Origin of the sequence: Microcoleus sp. B4-D4 (assembly GCF_036705185.1) — a bacterium.
Taxonomy (GTDB): domain Bacteria; phylum Cyanobacteriota; class Cyanobacteriia; order Cyanobacteriales; family Microcoleaceae; genus Microcoleus.
On the sequence record NZ_JAUBTX010000044.1, the window covers coordinates 18,437 to 35,562 of the forward strand.

The window sequence follows — 17,126 nt, forward strand, 5'->3', positions numbered from 1 at the left end:
TCAACTAAAAATGACAAAGCAATCTCTCAACTGTTTTTCAATTACGCCGCTTCCCGCACAGGAAGAGGTTCAGATTTTTTTTGAGTGAACTGTGCCGGGAGTGCAGATTGTCTGATACATTTGGAGACCGATCGCAAATATCCCACTTCTGCTTCAAGAGAATCCACCGCAGAAAGACTTTCCACTAATTGATCAAATTCATCAGCATTAACTCCAGCACAATTCAAAACTTCTTGGTTGAGCCTCCCGTACATTCCTTGCAGGAGGAGTTGGATAATTTCGCTGTAGTCAGCGACTTCTGTTCCGTAACCTTGCAATTTTTTCGGATTGACTCCCCACTGCAAAATTTTCAGCAATTCTGCGGCGGAACTCCACGCAAAAGAAGAAGCAATTACCTCTTTTTCCGCTGCGACAAGAGCCGGCTTAATTTCCACTTCCTGGAAATTCTGATCGCTAATTAATTTTTCCAGGTTAGACACTTGTTTATCTAACACGCACAAAGAAAAAGGAGCTAGTTCTACAATCACCATGTCGCCAGCCTGGTCAACTCTTCTGAAAGGATCTTCCAGAACATTAATTAGGAGATGAATGTCTGTAGGTTTGTTCCAGTCAAATTGTCCGAGAAAAAATGGTTCTTCGTATCCCGGTAAAAGTCCTTGAAAATAAATCGGCAAATTTTTGCCGGATTCAAGAATTTTATACAAAGCAACTTCTAAGGTTTCTGTCGGCCATCCGAGATTGCTGACGGCGACAATTTTCAGTTTTCCCGGAACGGAAACCACGAGCGAATTCAGTAACAAATGTACGGCTTCGACTAGATTTTGAGCGGTTACGTAGCGGTGGGGGGCGTGAACGTTGACTGTTTTACTTTGCTGTACTTTCTTGGACATTTGCTCGCAGAACAAGCTATTTTCTAGCATATGAGTAAAGCGAACCATCCCGTAAGTGACGTTTCCTTCTTGAGCTGCTTTGGCAAATTGCCATTCTGCAAATTTTTTGGAGGCGGCGTAAATTTCGGTTGTAAAATATCGAGATGTTTTACCTGTGGAAGAGAAGATGCAGTCTTCTACGCCGTATTCTTCAGAAAGTTGGATGACGTGTTTGCATCCCAACAGGCTGGTTGTAACTGTTTCTCGAATTTGGATTTCAGCTAATCCGGGCTGGCGCTGGGCTGCTAGGTGAAAAACAATGTGCGGTTTTTCTACTTCAAATATGTGTTTGAGCGCCTGCAAGTTGCGAATGTCGGCGGCGTAGAAAGTTACTGCGCCTTCTTTGTTAAAGTGCGGGAGATTTTCGTCGGGGTTTTGACATCGGGCTTTGTCTGCGGAAATGATGTTAGTTGCGCCTAGAGAGAGGAGTTTTTCGATTAGAAAACTCCCGACGCATCCTTCTCCGCCGGTGATGAGGATAGTTTTTCCTTTGATTTTGTTGCTGCAGGCGAGGCTGTACAGGTTAATGGTACGATCGCGCACATCGCTAAAAGGTTCGCTTTCTAGTTGTCCGTCGGCTTGATAGGCCCAGATTAGCTGTGCGGTGAGAGTTTGTAGCGTTGCTAGGATTTGCGGATTTTGCGGTTCGGGGGAACCTGGGGGAACTAGCTGCTGGATGCGATCGATTATTGCCGCTTTGCTGACATCTTCAAACACTTCTGAGGGGTTAAATGTGTTATTCACTTTCTGGGCTCCTTTAAATTATAGAAATACGGTTGCTGATGCTGATTCAGAGTTGTTAAACTGATTTTTGAGGGACAGAATCTTTAAAATTCGGCTGATTTGGGTTGTTTTTACAGAGAAAGCTACTTAATCGGAAAGATACGCGATCTGCTTTCCTACTAAATAATTATTTTCAGTCTACTTGTGGTTTTATTAAGGATTTTTTAATCTGCTTGCTTTGGCTAGCTGCTAAGTCGGAACTTTCTCTGTCAAAAATTAGTCACTACAACTATAAACGTAAGTTGCTGGCCGTTGGCAATAGTCACAACATATCTTTACTATTTCTTTGTAATTACCTCAGAATATTCACGCAATTTTAAAGTTAATATAAAGTAGTGCAGGCGTTAAAGAAACTTAATAATCCTTGCCACTATCAATAAAATGTCTTTTTTATTACTAATTGTATTAAAAGTTTAAGTAAAGATACGGAAAACATTGTCAAATATTGCGGTGTGCCTAAAATATTGCTATTTATAGCCTTTCTGTGCTCTCATATGAGGTACTATATGGGATACGGTATAGTGCATAGGGCATAGGGCATAGGGCATAGGGCATAAGACATACCTCACTTTTTTTAGAACCGCTATATATAGCAATCCTAAATGAGTCGTAAACTTTTTACCCCACCCCAACCCTCCCCGAAGCCGCGGGGAGGGAGTAAGAAATTCACAAATGATTGAGGATTGCTATACGAGGTTATAGCTTTTATCAAAAAGGTGAGAACTGAGTCGATTTTAGATACTTCGGCTGCGCTCAGTACGAGTTTTAGATTGTAGATTTTAGATGGGGGAATTTAGGCTTCTATCGATTTTAGATTTTAGATTGGGGAATTGAGCGATTGATATCATCTCCGATCGATTAGCACGCGCGAACCGTTTTTGTGATGGTAATTGACCGGATATGATATGAGGTATTGAGCGATCGCTCAATACCTCATTTTTCCCTCGAACTGCTACAGATCCGTACACAATAAGTCATTCCCAATTTTTTAATTTCAACTCTTAAATCTCAAATCTCAAATAGTATGAATTGGTGGGGTAGCCAGAACAAGACTACCCCTGCGTGCTGCTACCGGTCGCGAATGCTGCGTTCTTTTTTGCTGCCTTCAAAGCCGCGAGCGTCCCCAACATCGTAGCCTCCAGTCCGTAAGCGACGGTCTAAATCGCTGGCTTCGGGAGAACTTTTTGCTGCTTCTTCGATCGTCACTCTGCCTTCGAGTACCAGTTTATAAAGACCCTGGTTGATAATCTGCATTCCTTCGTAGGTGTCATGTTCCATCAACCGGAAAGCTTCGTCATCAGCACCTTTCATTAAGTAATCGTGCATGGCGGGCGTATTCACCAAAATGTCGTGAACTGCGACGCGGCGGTTGTCAACTGTTGGCAGCAAAAGTTGGGCAATTACTGCTACCAAAGAGTCGCAGATTTGAATCCGCATCGTTTGCTGTTCTTCGGGCGGATACATATTCAACAAGCGGTTGATGGCGTTTATGGCGCTGCGAGTGTGGAGAGTTCCAATTACTAAGTGACCTGTTTGAGCTGCTTGCAGGGCTGTATTGATGGTAACGCGATCGCGCATTTCCCCGATCAGAATCACATCTGGATCTTCCCGCAAAACTGCCCGCAAAGCCTGCTGAAATTCGTGGGTGTGCAAGCCGACTTCCCGCTGGCTGACCAAGCATTTTTTAGAAGGGTGAATGAATTCGATCGGATCTTCTATTGTAACTACGTGCTTCTGTTCCATCTGGTTGAGATGGTCGATCATGGCAGCTACTGTTGTTGATTTTCCCGAACCGGTAGGCCCCGTAACCAGTATTAACCCCTGCGATCGTAGAATAATACTTTTGAGAACTTCTGGCAACCTCAAGGAATCGATAGTCGGTATTTCTAAACTGATCAATCGCAATACTATGGCACCACCGCTGAGGGAATCAAAACAGTTTAGCCGACACCGCACGAAGCCTGGATAAAAAATTGCTGCGTCTAATTCTTTGGTAGTTACGAACTGTTTTCGCTGCTCGGGGGTGAGAATTTCGGCTAAATAATGTTCAAAAATTTCTGGCGTTACTTTGGGGTGGGTGGTTGCTATTTGCATCACGCCCCGAATCCGAAATCGAGGTACTTGGCCGACTCTAATGTGAATGTCGGAAGCCGAGGCGCTGTGGGCATCTCTGACCATTTGTTCGATCGTACTGGTGGGTGTCTCCACAGCCCGTGGCGGGGCGGCGGGGGGCGGACTCGGCGCGGGAGTTGCGATTGCTAAGGGCGGGGGCGGCGGAGGCGTGCGGCGGGCTTGAGGCTCTGGTCGAACGGGTGTACGATTGTTTGATGGGTTCATTTTTTAGTCTCCAATCAGTCGATTTTAGGTGTAAAATTTGAGATTTTGGATTGACTCGCAGCGCCGTGAATCTGGCAGTTTCAATGAGCGTCTACAATTTGCGAATTGACGGTGATTGAGTATCGGGAGGTTGTATCCGTTATTGGGCGGGGTCAGTGTATTATAGCTTTTATCAAAAAGGTGAGAAGTGAGTCGATTTTAGATTTTAGATTTTAGATTTTAGATTGGGGGATTTAGGGATTGGAGGATTGAGGGATCGATCGCTCAATACCCTATCTTTGGCTCGAACTGCTATAACTGCGAAAAAACACCCAATTTATAATCTAATCGCTCGCTGGCTCATTCGGTGCTAGATGCTGAAAATATTTTACAATTGGGCTTGATGGGACGATCGACTAATTAACAATTTTAACTTGTATGAATATCAGTCAAAAAATTGTCGGCTGGCTCGAAAATCGTGCTGTAACCCCCGCCTACGCGGGTTGGCTGCTATCGGGAATGACGGTTTTCTTTTTTGGGTCTGCTACTAATACAATGGCTGGTTGGTTGTACGCACTAAGCGGTGGGAGTTTGGCGCTGTTGGTCGTAGCGGCGGTTTTGCCGGTCAAATCGCTTCGTTCTTTGGAAGTGCGCCGTCGCCCCATCGAACCGGTGAGTGCGGGCGATCAAATTACAATCGAACTAGAAATCACAAATCGCGATCGCCAACCTAAAACTTTGTTGCAAGTGGTAGACATCTTGCCGTTTGTATTGGGAAAAGAGGTCATCCGCCCGATCGAAGTCATAGAGCCTAACAGTACATACAGGGATACATACTATATAGAAGTCCCGCAGCGCGGTATCTATCGCTGGCAAGAGGTGCACTTGAGAACGGCTGCGCCTTTAGGGTTGTTTTGGTGCCGCCGCAGCCGTCCGGCGAAAGCGGTGGCGGTTGTCTACCCGCAGGTTTTGCCGTTGAGCGCTTGCCCTTTGATCGATCGCATCGGTCAAGAAGACAGCCCGCAATTGTACAATCGCAGTCGATCGCAAACTGCTACCGAAGGCCTCACCCGCAACCTCAGACCTTACCGCCACGGAGACCCCACCCGCCTGATTCACTGGCGCACCAGCGCCCGCTACGGAGAACTGCGCGTGAGAGAGTTAGAAGTTGCCGCCGGCGGTCAAGACATTATTATTGCTCTCGACAGCGGCGCTTTGTGGGAAGCAAAGGAATTTGAACGAGCCGTGACAGTAGCAGCTTCTCTTTACTTCTATGCTAGCAAGCGCCTGTTAAACGTCAAACTTTGGACGGCCGGAACCGGACTCGTATCGGGGAACCGGGTAGTTTTGGAAACTTTAGCCGCGGTTAATGCTGGGGAAGAGGCGATCGATAGTCGATCGAAATTGTCGATAATTTGGCTGACTCAAAACGCTGCGAGTTTAAGCACTCTTTCCCAAGGTAGCCGCTGGGTACTCTGGCCAAGCGCCACTGCTGAAACAGACGGAAAAATATTAGTAAAACATGATTTACCAGGGTTAGAAATTCGCTCCGACCGACCGTTAGAACTTCAGTTACAAGCAAGCATCTCCTAGACTTTTAGACCCTAGGATCGCCCTGAAGGAAGATCGCAGCCACTTCAGTCAGAATGGGAGTGTTCTTATCGTTTAGCTAAAGAAATATGAAAGATGAACTGGATGACAAAGAGAGAAAATTTTCTCCCGGCGATCGCTCAAACCCTATTTTTGGGCGAACAGAACTATATTTATTGCTGCTGTTGTTCGCCGGTGGCATTACGATAGACTACTGGTTTAGGCATCACCCACAACAGCTTTGGCGATCGCCCACCGAGCAGCCGGCGGGTCTCAATCCACCATCCCCCAAACCGCTGCTTTAAGCGGGATCGTCAACGTCTGCACTTTTCCCAAACCCAAAATGATACGCATCGGAAAACTTATCTGGAGTCGCTTTTCCCATCTACTGTTGCGTCCCAAGCGATTGGCGATTTTTGAAGCCTGCCTGATTGGGCTAGTGTCAGGACTGGCTGCGCTGTTGTTGGCACAAGGAGTAGGTTGGCTCGGCGGCTGGCGGCAGCAGGCAACGCATTTAATCCCGGCCTATATTGCGCTGCCCTCGATCGGGGCCCTAGGCGGATTCTTGTCTGGATTGATAGTCGATCGCCTGGCTCCGGCCGCCAGCGGGAGCGGCATGAGCGAAGTCAAGGCGGTACTCGCCAACGTTCCGATGCCTTTGAATTTACGAATTGCCCTAGTGAAGTTGGTCAGCGCCACCCTCATACTCGCTGCCGGCATACCCCTCGGACGAGAAGGCCCCACGGTACAGATTGGGGCAGCGTTAGCGAGTCAACTGAGTCGATGGTTCCCAACTTCACCCGATCATCGCCGTCAGATCCTCGCAGCCGGAGCCGGAGCGGGACTTGCAGCCGCGTTTAACGCGCCGATCGCAGGTGTTTTATTTGTGGTCGAAGAACTGTTGCAAGACGTGTCAGGAATCACCTTGGGAACCGCGATCCTAGCTTCGTTCATCGGGTCAGTTGTCGCTCGGATCAGTGGTTCGCACAATCTCGATTTAGACCTGCATCTTGTTGTCTTTAATACCAGCTTTTCTGCTTCTGAGATTCCTTTTTACCTGCTGCTGGGAATCCTAGCAGGCGGACTTGGCGTGCTGTTCAATCGCTCAATCCTGACAAGTTTGACGTTGTACCGCCGCTTTTTCCGTGTCGGCTTACCCTGGCGAATCGGATTTGCTGGGCTGATTACGGGAATTGCATTCGCTGCTTTACCAGATATATTTCGAGACAATGCCGGACTCAAAGAACTGCTATTAACCGGAGATGCAGACTGGCAACTCGTGGCGATCGTCTTTTGCATCCAGTTTTTTCTGATCGTCGTCACCTACGGTTCTGGCGCACCGGGCGGGTTGCTGATTCCCAGCATGGTACTGGGTGCAGCGTTAGGATACCTCGTAGGAGTCGGAGAACACCAAGTTTTGGGTTTAAGTCTGGCAACCACCTATGCACGGGTGGGGATGGCGGCATTTTTCTGTGCGGTTGCTCGCACTCCGATTACTGCGGTAATCCTAGTGTTTGAGATGACGACTGACTTTAATTTAGTGTTGCCGCTGATGATCGTATCTGTGACTTCTTACCTGATTGCAGAATTGCTGGATGAAGGTTCGCTTTACGATCGCTTGCTCGCCTTTAAAGGCATTCACCTGACGAAAGAAACGAGCGCTCAAGATCCTTGGACAGATCTAACTGCATTGGATGTGATGCAGCCGAAAGTAGAAACGCTTTCTAGTGGGATTCGTCTGGAAGAAGCGTTACAGGCGTTTTCCCTGTCTTCCCACCGCACGTTTCCGGTGGTAGAAAGCGGCAAGCTTGTCGGCATTGTAACTCAAAAGGATATTACCAACTTTTCTGCACGAGGATTGAATGGTGAGAATCTTGTCAGCGAGCTGATGACACCAGAGCCCGTTCGCATTAACCCAGAAGATACGCTTGCCTATGTGCTGCATTTGCTCGATCGACACAATCTCCATAGCTTACCAGTCGTAGAAGGACGGCGATTGGTCGGTATTATTACCCGCAGCGATATTATTCGCGTTGAAGCAGCTTATCTCAACAACGAAAGTCTCGCTCAACCCAAGCTAGAACGATCTCGGATCGTTCACCAAACCAAATCGCCAGAAACTGGACAAGGGCGCATCCTCGTGCCGTTGAGCAATCCAAAAACCTCCCTGACGCTGTTAGAAATGGCAGTGGCAATTGCCCGCGATCGCAACTATGAAATTGAATGTTTGCAGGTGATTGTTGTGCCGAGACATCAGGTGCTTGCAGAAACTCCAGTAAAAACGGCGGAGGGTCAAAAGCTACTAAAGCAGGCAATCCGTCTGTGTCAAGCGTGGCGAGTTCCGATCCATACCCAGATTCTAGTGGCGCATGATTTGTCAAGTGCCATTCTCGAAACGATCGAAGAGCGACATATCGATCTCGTCTTCATGGGGTGGAAAGGCAGCACTAAAACACCGGGGCAGGTTTTTAGTCGAGTTGTCGATACTATGATTCGACTGGCTGTTTGTGAAGTGGTGTTGGTGAAGTTAACCGATCGAGCAATTTTTGAGCGGTGGTTAGTACCAATGGCAGGCGGCCCCAATGCCCATCAAGCAGTTCGGTTGCTACCTGGATTGATTTCTCTGACCAAAACCGCACAAGTCAGATTATTTCATGTGTACGATGCTTCTGAGGAGCGCCAAGCCGATCGCGCTGATTTTGAACCAACCGAAGAAATCTTGAAAGCTGCCGCTGAGTTTCTCAAGCCCCAAGTGAATGCCTCTATCTTAACGACTTCTGTATGTGCTGATTCTGTGTCGGCTGCAGTATTGAGTTATGCCAAGCAGGATGGGAGCGATGTGATTATTTTGGGTGCGAGTCGAGAGGGATTGTTGCAACAGATGAAACAGGGAAATATTCCAGCCCTGATTTCTCGTCAAAGCAACTGCAATGTAATTTTGGTGAGAGCGTCTTGAAGCAAGAAAATGAACCACAAGAGATATAGTTTCCGGTCGATTAGCCACAGTAAATAAGGTTCGTGCGGACGACTGTCCGTTCTTATTACGGACGGTCGTCCGCACTGCGAAACGTTTTTGTTATAGTAATCTAGCGAACAGAATAGAAATCGTAGAGCGATCGCTAATCCGGTGATTTGTTTTGATATTGAAAAAATTTTAATAGAAACGATCGCATTTTTTGAGAGAGCATCTGAGTTTTGTTTTTGTAGCGCTGTCGCGCGATCGCCTAGTAAAGGCTCGCATTCCCACAAAAAAATATTTTTACAAAGCCGCAGATGCTCCCCGGTTAATCTGTCGTTTCCGGGAGAATGTCCACGACATACTCCGGTACATACTCGGGAATATCTTGGGGCAAATTCTGGGGCAAATTCTGGGGCAAATTCTCCCGTGGCTGTTCGAGGCGGACTCGCCGGATCGGGAGATTTGCAATCAATGCTGTCGCCCGCTGATCGCTAGCAAGCGCAAACTCCGACTCAGTAGTATCGATTTCCACATAGCGAGACACCACCTCTAGAATTTCTCGGCGCATCGATTCAACCATTTCGGGGCTGAGCTCTGAGCGATCGTGGGCTAAAACCAGTTTCAGGCGACGTTTTACATCGTCGCGGCTGTTGTCAGGGGTGCGCGGGAAAAGTCGTTCGAGAAGTGTGTATAGCATGGGTATAGCGGATTTGTCAAGGGTTGGGCATAGAACAAGTCAGTCGATTTTAGATTTTAGATACTTCGGCTTCGCTCAATACAAGTTTGAGATTTTAAGATTGGGGAATGACTTATTCCCGTCTGGGTTGGAGTAGGGGGCAGCAGTTTGATGCTTTTGGGGAACCGGTATCACTTGGGAAAACTTTCAAGTAATTTTTGTGGTGCGGTGGTTGCTGTTTGAGGTCGATCGCCAATATGGCAGCACATCACATAATTTTAGTATTGAAGAACTTGCGGAGGCGAGTAAAAAAGTTTTCGGGACGGGAATTGAGATCGAGAAAGTCAACTTTTTCGCCTTCTAAGCGGCGGGCAATATTGTCGAAGGCCGTTCCAGCTAAAGAGGCCGTTTCCGACAATACTAATGGTTCGCCTCGGTTCGTAGAAACAATGACGCGCTCGTCGTCGGGAACAACGCCTAACAGCGGAATGGCGAGGATTTCCCGCACGTCTTGCACCGACATCATATCATTTGCCAGCACCATTGCAGGCCTGATCCGGTTAACGATCAGCCTAATTTTTTTGACATTGTTGGCTTCTAGCAGACCGATGACTCGATCGGCATCCCGGACAGCAGCGATTTCTGGAGTGGTGACAATGATGCCTTCTTGCGCCGGGGCGATCGCATTTTGAAAGCCCTGTTCAATACCAGCCGGAGAGTCAATCAAAATATAGTCGTATTTTGCTCCCAACATCCCCACAAGCTGCTTCATTTGCTCAGCGCTGATGGCATCCTTCATCCGAGTTTGGGCAGCCGGCAACAGCACCAAACGCGGCTGCCGCTTGTCTTTCACCAAAGCTTGCTCTAACCGGCACTCTCCGGCGAGAACTTCTAAGGCCGTGTAAACAATGCGGTTTTCTAAGCCCAGCAGCAAGTCTAAATTTCTGAGACCGAAATCGGCATCAATTACGGCAACGTTGCGTCCCCGCTTAGCTAAAGCCATGCCGAGATTGGCTGTGGAGGTGGTTTTTCCTACCCCGCCTTTCCCTGATGTAACAACAATAATGCGAGCCATAAGCGATTTTAGATTTATTGGAAATTTGTGATTTGTGATTGGTAATTAGTAATTGGTAATTGGCAATGGGTAATTTGTCTTATTATCGGTTGATAATTAGCAACGATTATTTGGTAATTTGGCAGCAATCTGTTATTCAGTAAATTAACTCAAAACTCAAAAGTCTCCTTGTTATACTAATTCTCTATAAAGTTGCACTTAAATTTTAAATCCTCTTTTAGTGACTAATTTAGCCAAGGGAAAAATTATCAAGTGCAGGCTTAAAGATCAATAGTATTACCCATTACCAATTACCAATTCCCCATTACCCATTACCCATTATCGATTACTCATTACCCCCGACTAACTGCGATTTGTCAAAATCCGAGGCTCTACCGATCCGAATTCCTTGAGGTGTCACATAGGCGACTTCCGGGAAAAACTGAGCGGGTGAGGTTTCAGGGCCTCTGGCAACATACTTAGCAATCCTAATCACCATCGGTTCCATCTGCAAGGTCATAATCACGCTTTTGGTATTGCCACCGGCACCGGCGTGCACTACGCCCCGCAAACGCCCCCAAACTAGGATATCTCCTCCGGCGATGACTGAGCCACCGGGATTTACATCTCCCAAAAGTACGATCGTCCCTGGATGGCGAATTTCTACGCCCGATCGCACTGTCATCTGCAAATATAAAGGTTCCGCCAGCGATTGCGGTTTTTCGGCCACCGTTTGACTCAGAGAAGAAACCGGAGGCTGCTGTTCTACACAATAGCCTGCAGTAGCGGCAGCAACGGCGGTTTGGCGGCGGCTGGTGTAGACTCGTTTGAGTTGCAGTTCCACTTCCGATAGGGCATCGGCGATTTCTTGCAGTTGGCGGATATCTAAAAGTCGATCGCTCCCCATCAATTTTACTTCTGCATTTGGCTGCCAAAAGCGTTCTCCTGCATTCAGCCTAACTTTTAGCTGCTGGCAAAGTTCAGTCCAAGTCGAAGCCGCACCAGTTGCGGCCTCGGTGTTGGTTTCTGGGGGAAGCAGCAACAATAGTTGTCCGTCTTCAGTCTTGAGTCGGACTTGCAAATCTAAGCTGATTTCGGGTGTTGATTGAGCAGCAGCAGCGGCTCCGGCAGAGGCATCGGGTATCATGAAACAGTTCGATCTCGGGTAGGGACAGGTTAACATCAATATTAGCTTGAGTCGTCTTTTGCCTCAGCCTTTGGGGGGAAAAGTCTGGTTTTTTTATTTTTAACGGCAGCTATGGCAATTATATTTTGTTTGCGAACAATTTTTTTTGATCGATCGCAGAGAGTACAGGCATAGATAGGACTTACGCACCAGTGGTGAGAAACCGGGTTTTTTTGCAAAAATACTGCATCTAGACCTTTAATAGCAATTCCGGTTGCACTCCTCATGATTTTAACTGTCAACAGTCAACAGTGAATTTACTATTCCGATGAAGAGAGGATTTGATATAATTTAGATAAAAAACCGGTTAGGATTGTGTACTTCATAAACCTAGAATAGGTTGTAATATTACTTTTGCTCTCGCAACACATAGCCAACTCCCCGAACAGTATGCAGCAAGCGTTTTGAGTTACTTGCTTCTAACTTAATCCGTAACGCCCGAATATACACTTCAATAATATTTGACTCGCCCATAAAATCGTAACCCCAGACTTTTTCTAAAATCCGATCGCGCGTAATGACTTGACGGGGATTTCGCAGCAAAAATTCTAACAAATCAAACTCTTTAGCCGTGAGTTCAATTAGTTTATTTTCTCGATAAACTTCGCGGGTTAAACAATTTAAGATTAGGTCTTCAAATTCTAAGCTATCTGGGTCATTTGGTTGGAGGCGACGGAGACGTGCTTTTACCCTCGCTAGAAGTTCTTCGATACTGAAAGGTTTAGTCACATAATCATCAGCGCCAGCATTTAATCCCGTTACGCGATCGGGGACTTCATCTTTTGCTGTTAACATAATTATTGGTACTTGCACGCCAGTCGATCGCAACCTCAAACAAATATCCAATCCAGAGATACCCGGAAGCATCCAATCTAAAATCAATAAATCCGGTTGGGCCGTGCGGGCGATCGTCAATCCATCCAATCCATTGGGGGCGACGGTGACGTGATAGCCTTCTAGAGTAAGTTCAGATTCGATGAACTTTGCCAGTTTAGGGTCATCTTCAACAAGGAGAATGCGATCGCTCATAGTTGCGGATTCCAGACAGGTAAGGTGATAGTAAAAATACTACCTTCTCCCGGTTTCGATCGCAGCGTGATACGTCCTTCCATACCTTCGATCAGGCTTTTGGCGATCGCCAATCCCAAACCTGTACCGTCTCTAGAGCGAGTCATTGACTCATCCACCCGGTAAAACCGCTCAAAAATCCGGTTTTGATGCGGGAGAGAAATACCAATTCCGCGATCGCCCACATGAATCATCACCTGCTCTTCCCTCTTTTCTAAGACTAACTCCACAGGTTGTTCCGAATCAGAATACTTAATTGCATTATCAAGCAAATTAATTAAAACTTGTTGTAAACGAGCTTGATCCGCACAGGCTACAACATCTTCATCATTAGAAATCAAAATGATTTTGCGATTGCTAACTTTTTGACTCATTTCAACCACCTCAGCCACCAGAGTATTCAGGATCACCGGATGCAAGCGAAAGTGCAAATTGCCACTATCAGCCCGTGCCAAATCGAGCAAATCTTCTAACATCCGAATCGTGCGTTCAGTTTCACCAACCGCTGTTTCCAGTGCTTGCTGCTGATAGTCACTTAAATTAGTGCTGCGTCGGAGCAAACTTTGTAAATAACCGAGAACAACCGTCAGGGGAGTGCGTAATTCGTGAGAAACATTGCCGACAAATTGGCGTTGTTGCTCCCAGGAACCCGACAATCTAAACAACATCTCATTAAAAGTTTGTGCAAGTCCTAAAATCTCATCAGGAGCCTCATCCAGTTGGAGTTTTGCCGCCTGCAAATTATCAGCAGACAAAGTGCTAGCCACTTGACTCATGTGTTCCAAGGGGCCCAGAGCATGGCGGATCCGACTGGCGATCGCCAACATTAACACCAAAATTACCACAATACTGACAATAATTAAACTCCGAATCCCATCATTTAATTGACGTTGCTCGTCAGTGATATCTTGAGAAAAATATACCGTACCCAGCAACTGATTTTTGATTCTCAGAGTCGTGCTACAGATTACCATGTAGCGATCTTCCACCCGCACAAAAGTCGGCTCAGCAGGAACTTGCGTCAACGAAAGCATCTTCCTAATCTTAGAAGATTGCAGATCCATATCAGGTGAATTTACCAACAGCATCCCGTCATTTCGCTTCACCCACACCATAATTCCTCCTGTAGAAGCTTTATGAACGCTGCGGGTTAAACCAATTTCTAGGGAACCCATTTCACTATAAAGTTCAACCTGTTCGGGAAAACGCATTCCAATATATTCCAGCGTTTGTTTGTGGGCACCGACTAGATTTTGTGACCTTTGCCAGCCAGACCAAAATGCCACGCTGCCAAGTCCTAAAATCGAGAGTAACAGCAATTCCAGCGTCAGGCGAAACTGAAGCGAAGAAGTAGAAATTCGCTTACCAGTAAAATGATTAATAGCAGCTCTAAATTTGGTTATATGCTTCATTCAATTTACCAATTCCCAATTCCTAATTCCCAATTCCCAATTCCCAATTTCTAATTATAAGGCTCCTTTAAAAATTTTCTGCCGTGCCTTGAATCTGGTTAAACTCAAAACGTCGATCGTAATCTGTTTCACCATAAATATTAAAACTAATTGTTGGTTCATCCCCGATCGCCTCCACATGATGAATTGCATCGGGCATAAAGCACAAAATGTCACCAGATGCAAGCACAATATCGCCCGCTGTTTTGATTTTATTGGGAAATTTAGCATTTGGCGATCGCTGCCAAAAAGTATTTTTTTCCTGTCCGCTAAGTAGCGCTACCAGCCCCCAACTAGCATGATTGTGAATCGGAGAAACAGCCCCCGGAGCCCAAGCCACCAACTGCACCGTTAGAGGAAAAAATGGTTCATCATAAAGTGTTTGTACCGCCCATCCTGTCTCAGAGTCAGGCTCTAAAAGAGCAATTTGAAGCCAAGAAGAACCATCTAACAACCTGCGAACAAGAGGACAAATTGCCTGGAGTCGTAAATAATCATCACTAATTTGTTCTAATACATCTTCCAAGTCAGTTAAAAAGCGGTAAAGTCGGTAGGGATGGGTCAAATTGTGTGTTTGACTGATAGCCTCACCAACACGGTACTGTCCATCATCCGTTACTAACCAGTCTTTTCCTGCGATCATTTCTCAACTCACGATTAAATTACTGAACTACTCAAAGATAGTCAGGGTTAATCTCCAGTCTATAAGATATTCCTGGCAACTAGATGATGCCTTCCTAATTCTTAGATGAATTTTTGCTGAAGAAACCGAGAGATAAAACATTCAGAGTTTTATCTCCCATCCATCTCTTCCTCATCTACCACTCATTTTCTTGAGTGTTAATGTAAATAACCTCAAGTCTTGAGGACAACACCATTAGGACTGACGCACGGGTGGCCATAAACCGGGTTTTTTACCAAGAATCCTTCACTGTCACCCACAAATCAAGTAAAAACCCGGTTTCTTTGGTCAAAAGTGCGTCGAGGACAACAAAAAGCCAGCCGATTTGCCACAGAGTAAGAATTCTCAAGCTAATCTCTGGCATGGAACTGCTAACAATTTATCGGAAAATTAAACACATGAAAGTAAAATACTTTACCACGATCGCGATCGCCACTATTCTAGGTTTGGCAACAGCTAATGTTAGCTACGCCAACTTCAAAGCGGTCACAAACTCAAATTCTACAACCGTTTCATTTAAGATTGGAGAATCCAATCCTTGTGCGGGGAAAGCCAATCCTTGCGCTGGTAAAGCCAATCCTTGTGCGGGGAAAGCCAATCCTTGCGCTGGTAAAGCCAATCCTTGTGCTGGTAAAGCCAATCCTTGCGCTGGTAAAAACAGCACAACAACCGTTCATCCTAAGTATTACACCGAAAATGGTATGGCTCTTGACGGTCAGGATGTCGTAGCCTATTTTACCCAAAGCAAATTAGTGATGGGAGTTAGCCAATTCAAACATAATTGGGGTGGCACAACTTGGATGTTTGCTAGTGCAGCAAACCGCGATATGTTTGCTAAAAATCCTGAAAAATATGCTCCTGAATACGGTGGATATTGCGCTCAGGCTGCCAGTGAAGGAAATCTTGTTGCTACCCAACCTGATGCCTGGAAAATTGTTAATGGGAAGCTTTATCTCAACTACGACAAGAAAGTACAAGCACAGTGGATGGGTGATATCCCCGGTCATATTGCTTTAGCAAACAAAAATTGGCCTACTATTCTGAATAACAAAGAATTGTTACGTTAAGCTTAATTAAAGCTGATGCCGGATACTCAGAAATCTTTTTGTAGCTATCATACTTGATTCAAACTCACATTTTGTACCATAATATTTCTGGCATTCGTTTGTACATGGAAACGCCCTGGCGCTCCGGCGAGTTATTGTCTCTTTTGCTACTATCTGGGATTTTGTTGAAGCCTTGTGTGTTGTTCGATCGCGCGATCGATTTCGTGAAGGTATCAAAAGTTTAGTTAAACTGAGATATTGCAACACGAGTGTCCTGTAGGGGTTCACTTCGCCAACAGTCACAGAAAGTTACAGAGAGGTTGAATAAACCCGCTCTTCCCTATGAAAAAGCCTGATTTGAGATGGGCGCAAGATGTGAGGTTCAATCGAATTGAAAAACGAAAGGGTATTGTATGGAACTTAAAGATTTTCTGGCTTTGCTGCATCCGATTTTAGCTGTAGCGATCGTTTTTCCGATGCTTGGTGTGGTGCTGAATATGGCTTGGCAAACGATGCAGCGCCGCAAGCAAGTTGCATCCGGGGAAAAGAGCAAAATTCCTCCAGTAGTCGGTTCAGAACACCTGAAAGCAGGTAGAATTCTGTCTGGTTCGGTGGTAGGAGTGACGTTGTTGGGTTTAGGCTACGCGATTTTTGAGCATATTTTGACCGAACAAATTTGGAGCAAAAACTCGTTTCAAGTCGTTTTCATTGTGCTGATGTTTGTGGCGACTATTGCTTCTTTGGTGATGCTCTATCGATCGACACCGGCGTTATGGCGTGGCATATTTGCGACATTGACTGGTGCTGGCTTGGTGATTCTTGGCACTCAAGATGGCGTTTATCGGCTAACCAAGGAATGGTATTGGTCTCACTATTACATTGGCATCACCGCTGCGCTGCTGATGGTGTTTTCGCTGGCGATTGTTCAAGACATTTACAAAGATCGATCGAATCGGTGGCGCACTGTCCATGTCATCTTGAATTCGATCGCTGTGCTGCTGTTTCTGGGACAGGGAATGACCGGAACCAGGGATTTATTACAAATTCCTCTGAACTGGCAGAAACCCTATATTTATAGCTGTGATTTCCCCAATAAGACTTGCCCGAAACCGTGAGGGGGAGCATTGGGAGCATTTCCGGCTTTGTAATACCATTTTTCCAAAATCGTGCAAAGCTGTAATTTTTGGGTGTGTCGCAAGCGCCAGCCCTCGCATTTAATTGACTTGATCTCCGGCGACGCACCTTACACATTCGGCGCAAAAAACAAACTGAAAAATTATATTGTAGCAATGATTTTTCTGGCTGACTTGCTAAAGCTCTTGACATTTTTCACTATCTATGATTTAACTCACAACCCTGGGCTTGAGGAAAAATATATTTACAAAT

General features: G+C 46.0%; 14 protein-coding genes. 5 read left to right on the plus strand and 9 right to left on the minus strand.

All coding sequences use genetic code 11. The annotated features are described in order from the left end of the window. Positions 1-41: 41 nt before the first annotated feature. Complete coding sequence (locus tag QUB13_RS24300; RefSeq protein ID WP_333385903.1) at positions 42-1,673, minus strand: polysaccharide biosynthesis protein; 1,632 nt, start codon at positions 1,671-1,673, stop codon at positions 42-44. A 1,107-nt stretch (positions 1,674-2,780) separates the two neighbouring features. Beyond that, positions 2,781-4,049, minus strand: coding sequence for a type IV pilus twitching motility protein PilT (locus QUB13_RS24305; RefSeq protein ID WP_333385906.1), 1,269 nt, complete (start codon positions 4,047-4,049; stop codon positions 2,781-2,783). A gap of 417 nt (positions 4,050-4,466) precedes the next feature. Between QUB13_RS24305 and QUB13_RS24310 the strand changes: the two genes are divergently transcribed. The 3 genes from QUB13_RS24310 to QUB13_RS24320 all read left to right on the plus strand — a co-directional run bounded on the left by QUB13_RS24310 (position 4,467) and on the right by QUB13_RS24320 (position 8,574). Further along, positions 4,467-5,621: a DUF58 domain-containing protein gene (locus QUB13_RS24310; RefSeq protein ID WP_333385908.1), complete on the plus strand. Its 1,155-nt coding sequence runs from the start codon at positions 4,467-4,469 to the stop codon at positions 5,619-5,621. An 86-nt stretch (positions 5,622-5,707) separates the two neighbouring features. Further along, a complete protein-coding gene (locus QUB13_RS24315; protein ID WP_333385912.1) occupies positions 5,708-5,923 on the plus strand; it encodes a hypothetical protein in 216 nt (71 codons plus the stop codon). A gap of 38 nt (positions 5,924-5,961) precedes the next feature. Continuing rightward, complete coding sequence (locus QUB13_RS24320; RefSeq protein ID WP_333385916.1) at positions 5,962-8,574, plus strand: chloride channel protein; 2,613 nt, start codon at positions 5,962-5,964, stop codon at positions 8,572-8,574. 328 nt (positions 8,575-8,902) lie between these two features. Here QUB13_RS24320 and minE read toward each other — a convergent pair whose 3' ends face one another. From minE to QUB13_RS24355, 7 genes are all read right to left on the minus strand, one after another. Continuing rightward, positions 8,903-9,274 (minus strand): cell division topological specificity factor MinE, encoded by a 372-nt coding sequence (gene minE / locus QUB13_RS24325; protein WP_194008435.1) that lies wholly within the window; start codon positions 9,272-9,274, stop codon positions 8,903-8,905. 247 nt (positions 9,275-9,521) lie between these two features. Further along, complete coding sequence (gene minD, locus QUB13_RS24330) at positions 9,522-10,328, minus strand: septum site-determining protein MinD (protein ID WP_194066505.1); 807 nt, start codon at positions 10,326-10,328, stop codon at positions 9,522-9,524. A 325-nt stretch (positions 10,329-10,653) separates the two neighbouring features. Further along, positions 10,654-11,454 (minus strand): septum site-determining protein MinC, encoded by an 801-nt coding sequence (minC, locus tag QUB13_RS24335; RefSeq protein ID WP_333385920.1) that lies wholly within the window; start codon positions 11,452-11,454, stop codon positions 10,654-10,656. A 387-nt stretch (positions 11,455-11,841) separates the two neighbouring features. Next, positions 11,842-12,522 (minus strand): response regulator transcription factor, encoded by a 681-nt coding sequence (locus QUB13_RS24340; RefSeq protein ID WP_333385923.1) that lies wholly within the window; start codon positions 12,520-12,522, stop codon positions 11,842-11,844. Next, entirely contained in the window at positions 12,519-13,973 is a 1,455-nt protein-coding gene (locus QUB13_RS24345; protein ID WP_333385926.1) for a sensor histidine kinase, read from the minus strand. Before QUB13_RS24345 ends, QUB13_RS24340 begins: the two co-directional genes overlap by 4 nt. Before the next feature lie 67 nt (positions 13,974-14,040). After that, positions 14,041-14,655: a cupin gene (locus tag QUB13_RS24350; protein ID WP_333385929.1), complete on the minus strand. Its 615-nt coding sequence runs from the start codon at positions 14,653-14,655 to the stop codon at positions 14,041-14,043. Between the two features lie 271 nt (positions 14,656-14,926). After that, the gene (locus tag QUB13_RS24355) at positions 14,927-15,058 is read right to left on the minus strand and encodes a hypothetical protein (RefSeq protein ID WP_333385932.1); all 132 of its coding nucleotides are present in this window, start codon (positions 15,056-15,058) and stop codon (positions 14,927-14,929) included. A gap of 34 nt (positions 15,059-15,092) precedes the next feature. Between QUB13_RS24355 and QUB13_RS24360 the strand changes: the two genes are divergently transcribed. Both QUB13_RS24360 and QUB13_RS24365 read left to right on the plus strand, forming a co-directional pair. After that, positions 15,093-15,761 (plus strand): YHS domain-containing (seleno)protein, encoded by a 669-nt coding sequence (locus QUB13_RS24360; protein WP_333385936.1) that lies wholly within the window; start codon positions 15,093-15,095, stop codon positions 15,759-15,761. A 392-nt stretch (positions 15,762-16,153) separates the two neighbouring features. Continuing rightward, a complete protein-coding gene (locus QUB13_RS24365) occupies positions 16,154-16,855 on the plus strand; it encodes a DUF4079 domain-containing protein (RefSeq protein WP_333385939.1) in 702 nt (233 codons plus the stop codon). Positions 16,856-17,126: the final 271 nt, after the last annotated feature.

Coding starts and splice junctions, on each gene's coding strand:
- QUB13_RS24305 (WP_333385906.1), bottom strand. CDS start 4,049: ATGAACCCATCAAACAATCGTACACCCGTTCGACCAGAGCCTCAAGCC.
- QUB13_RS24310 (WP_333385908.1), top strand. CDS start 4,467: ATGAATATCAGTCAAAAAATTGTCGGCTGGCTCGAAAATCGTGCTGTA.
- QUB13_RS24315 (WP_333385912.1), top strand. CDS start 5,708: ATGAAAGATGAACTGGATGACAAAGAGAGAAAATTTTCTCCCGGCGAT.
- QUB13_RS24320 (WP_333385916.1), top strand. CDS start 5,962: ATGATACGCATCGGAAAACTTATCTGGAGTCGCTTTTCCCATCTACTG.
- minE (WP_194008435.1), bottom strand. CDS start 9,274: ATGCTATACACACTTCTCGAACGACTTTTCCCGCGCACCCCTGACAAC.
- minD (WP_194066505.1), bottom strand. CDS start 10,328: ATGGCTCGCATTATTGTTGTTACATCAGGGAAAGGCGGGGTAGGAAAA.
- minC (WP_333385920.1), bottom strand. CDS start 11,454: ATGATACCCGATGCCTCTGCCGGAGCCGCTGCTGCTGCTCAATCAACA.
- QUB13_RS24340 (WP_333385923.1), bottom strand. CDS start 12,522: ATGAGCGATCGCATTCTCCTTGTTGAAGATGACCCTAAACTGGCAAAG.
- QUB13_RS24345 (WP_333385926.1), bottom strand. CDS start 13,973: ATGAAGCATATAACCAAATTTAGAGCTGCTATTAATCATTTTACTGGT.
- QUB13_RS24350 (WP_333385929.1), bottom strand. CDS start 14,655: ATGATCGCAGGAAAAGACTGGTTAGTAACGGATGATGGACAGTACCGT.
- QUB13_RS24355 (WP_333385932.1), bottom strand. CDS start 15,058: ATGCCAGAGATTAGCTTGAGAATTCTTACTCTGTGGCAAATCGGCTGG.
- QUB13_RS24360 (WP_333385936.1), top strand. CDS start 15,093: ATGAAAGTAAAATACTTTACCACGATCGCGATCGCCACTATTCTAGGT.
- QUB13_RS24365 (WP_333385939.1), top strand. CDS start 16,154: ATGGAACTTAAAGATTTTCTGGCTTTGCTGCATCCGATTTTAGCTGTA.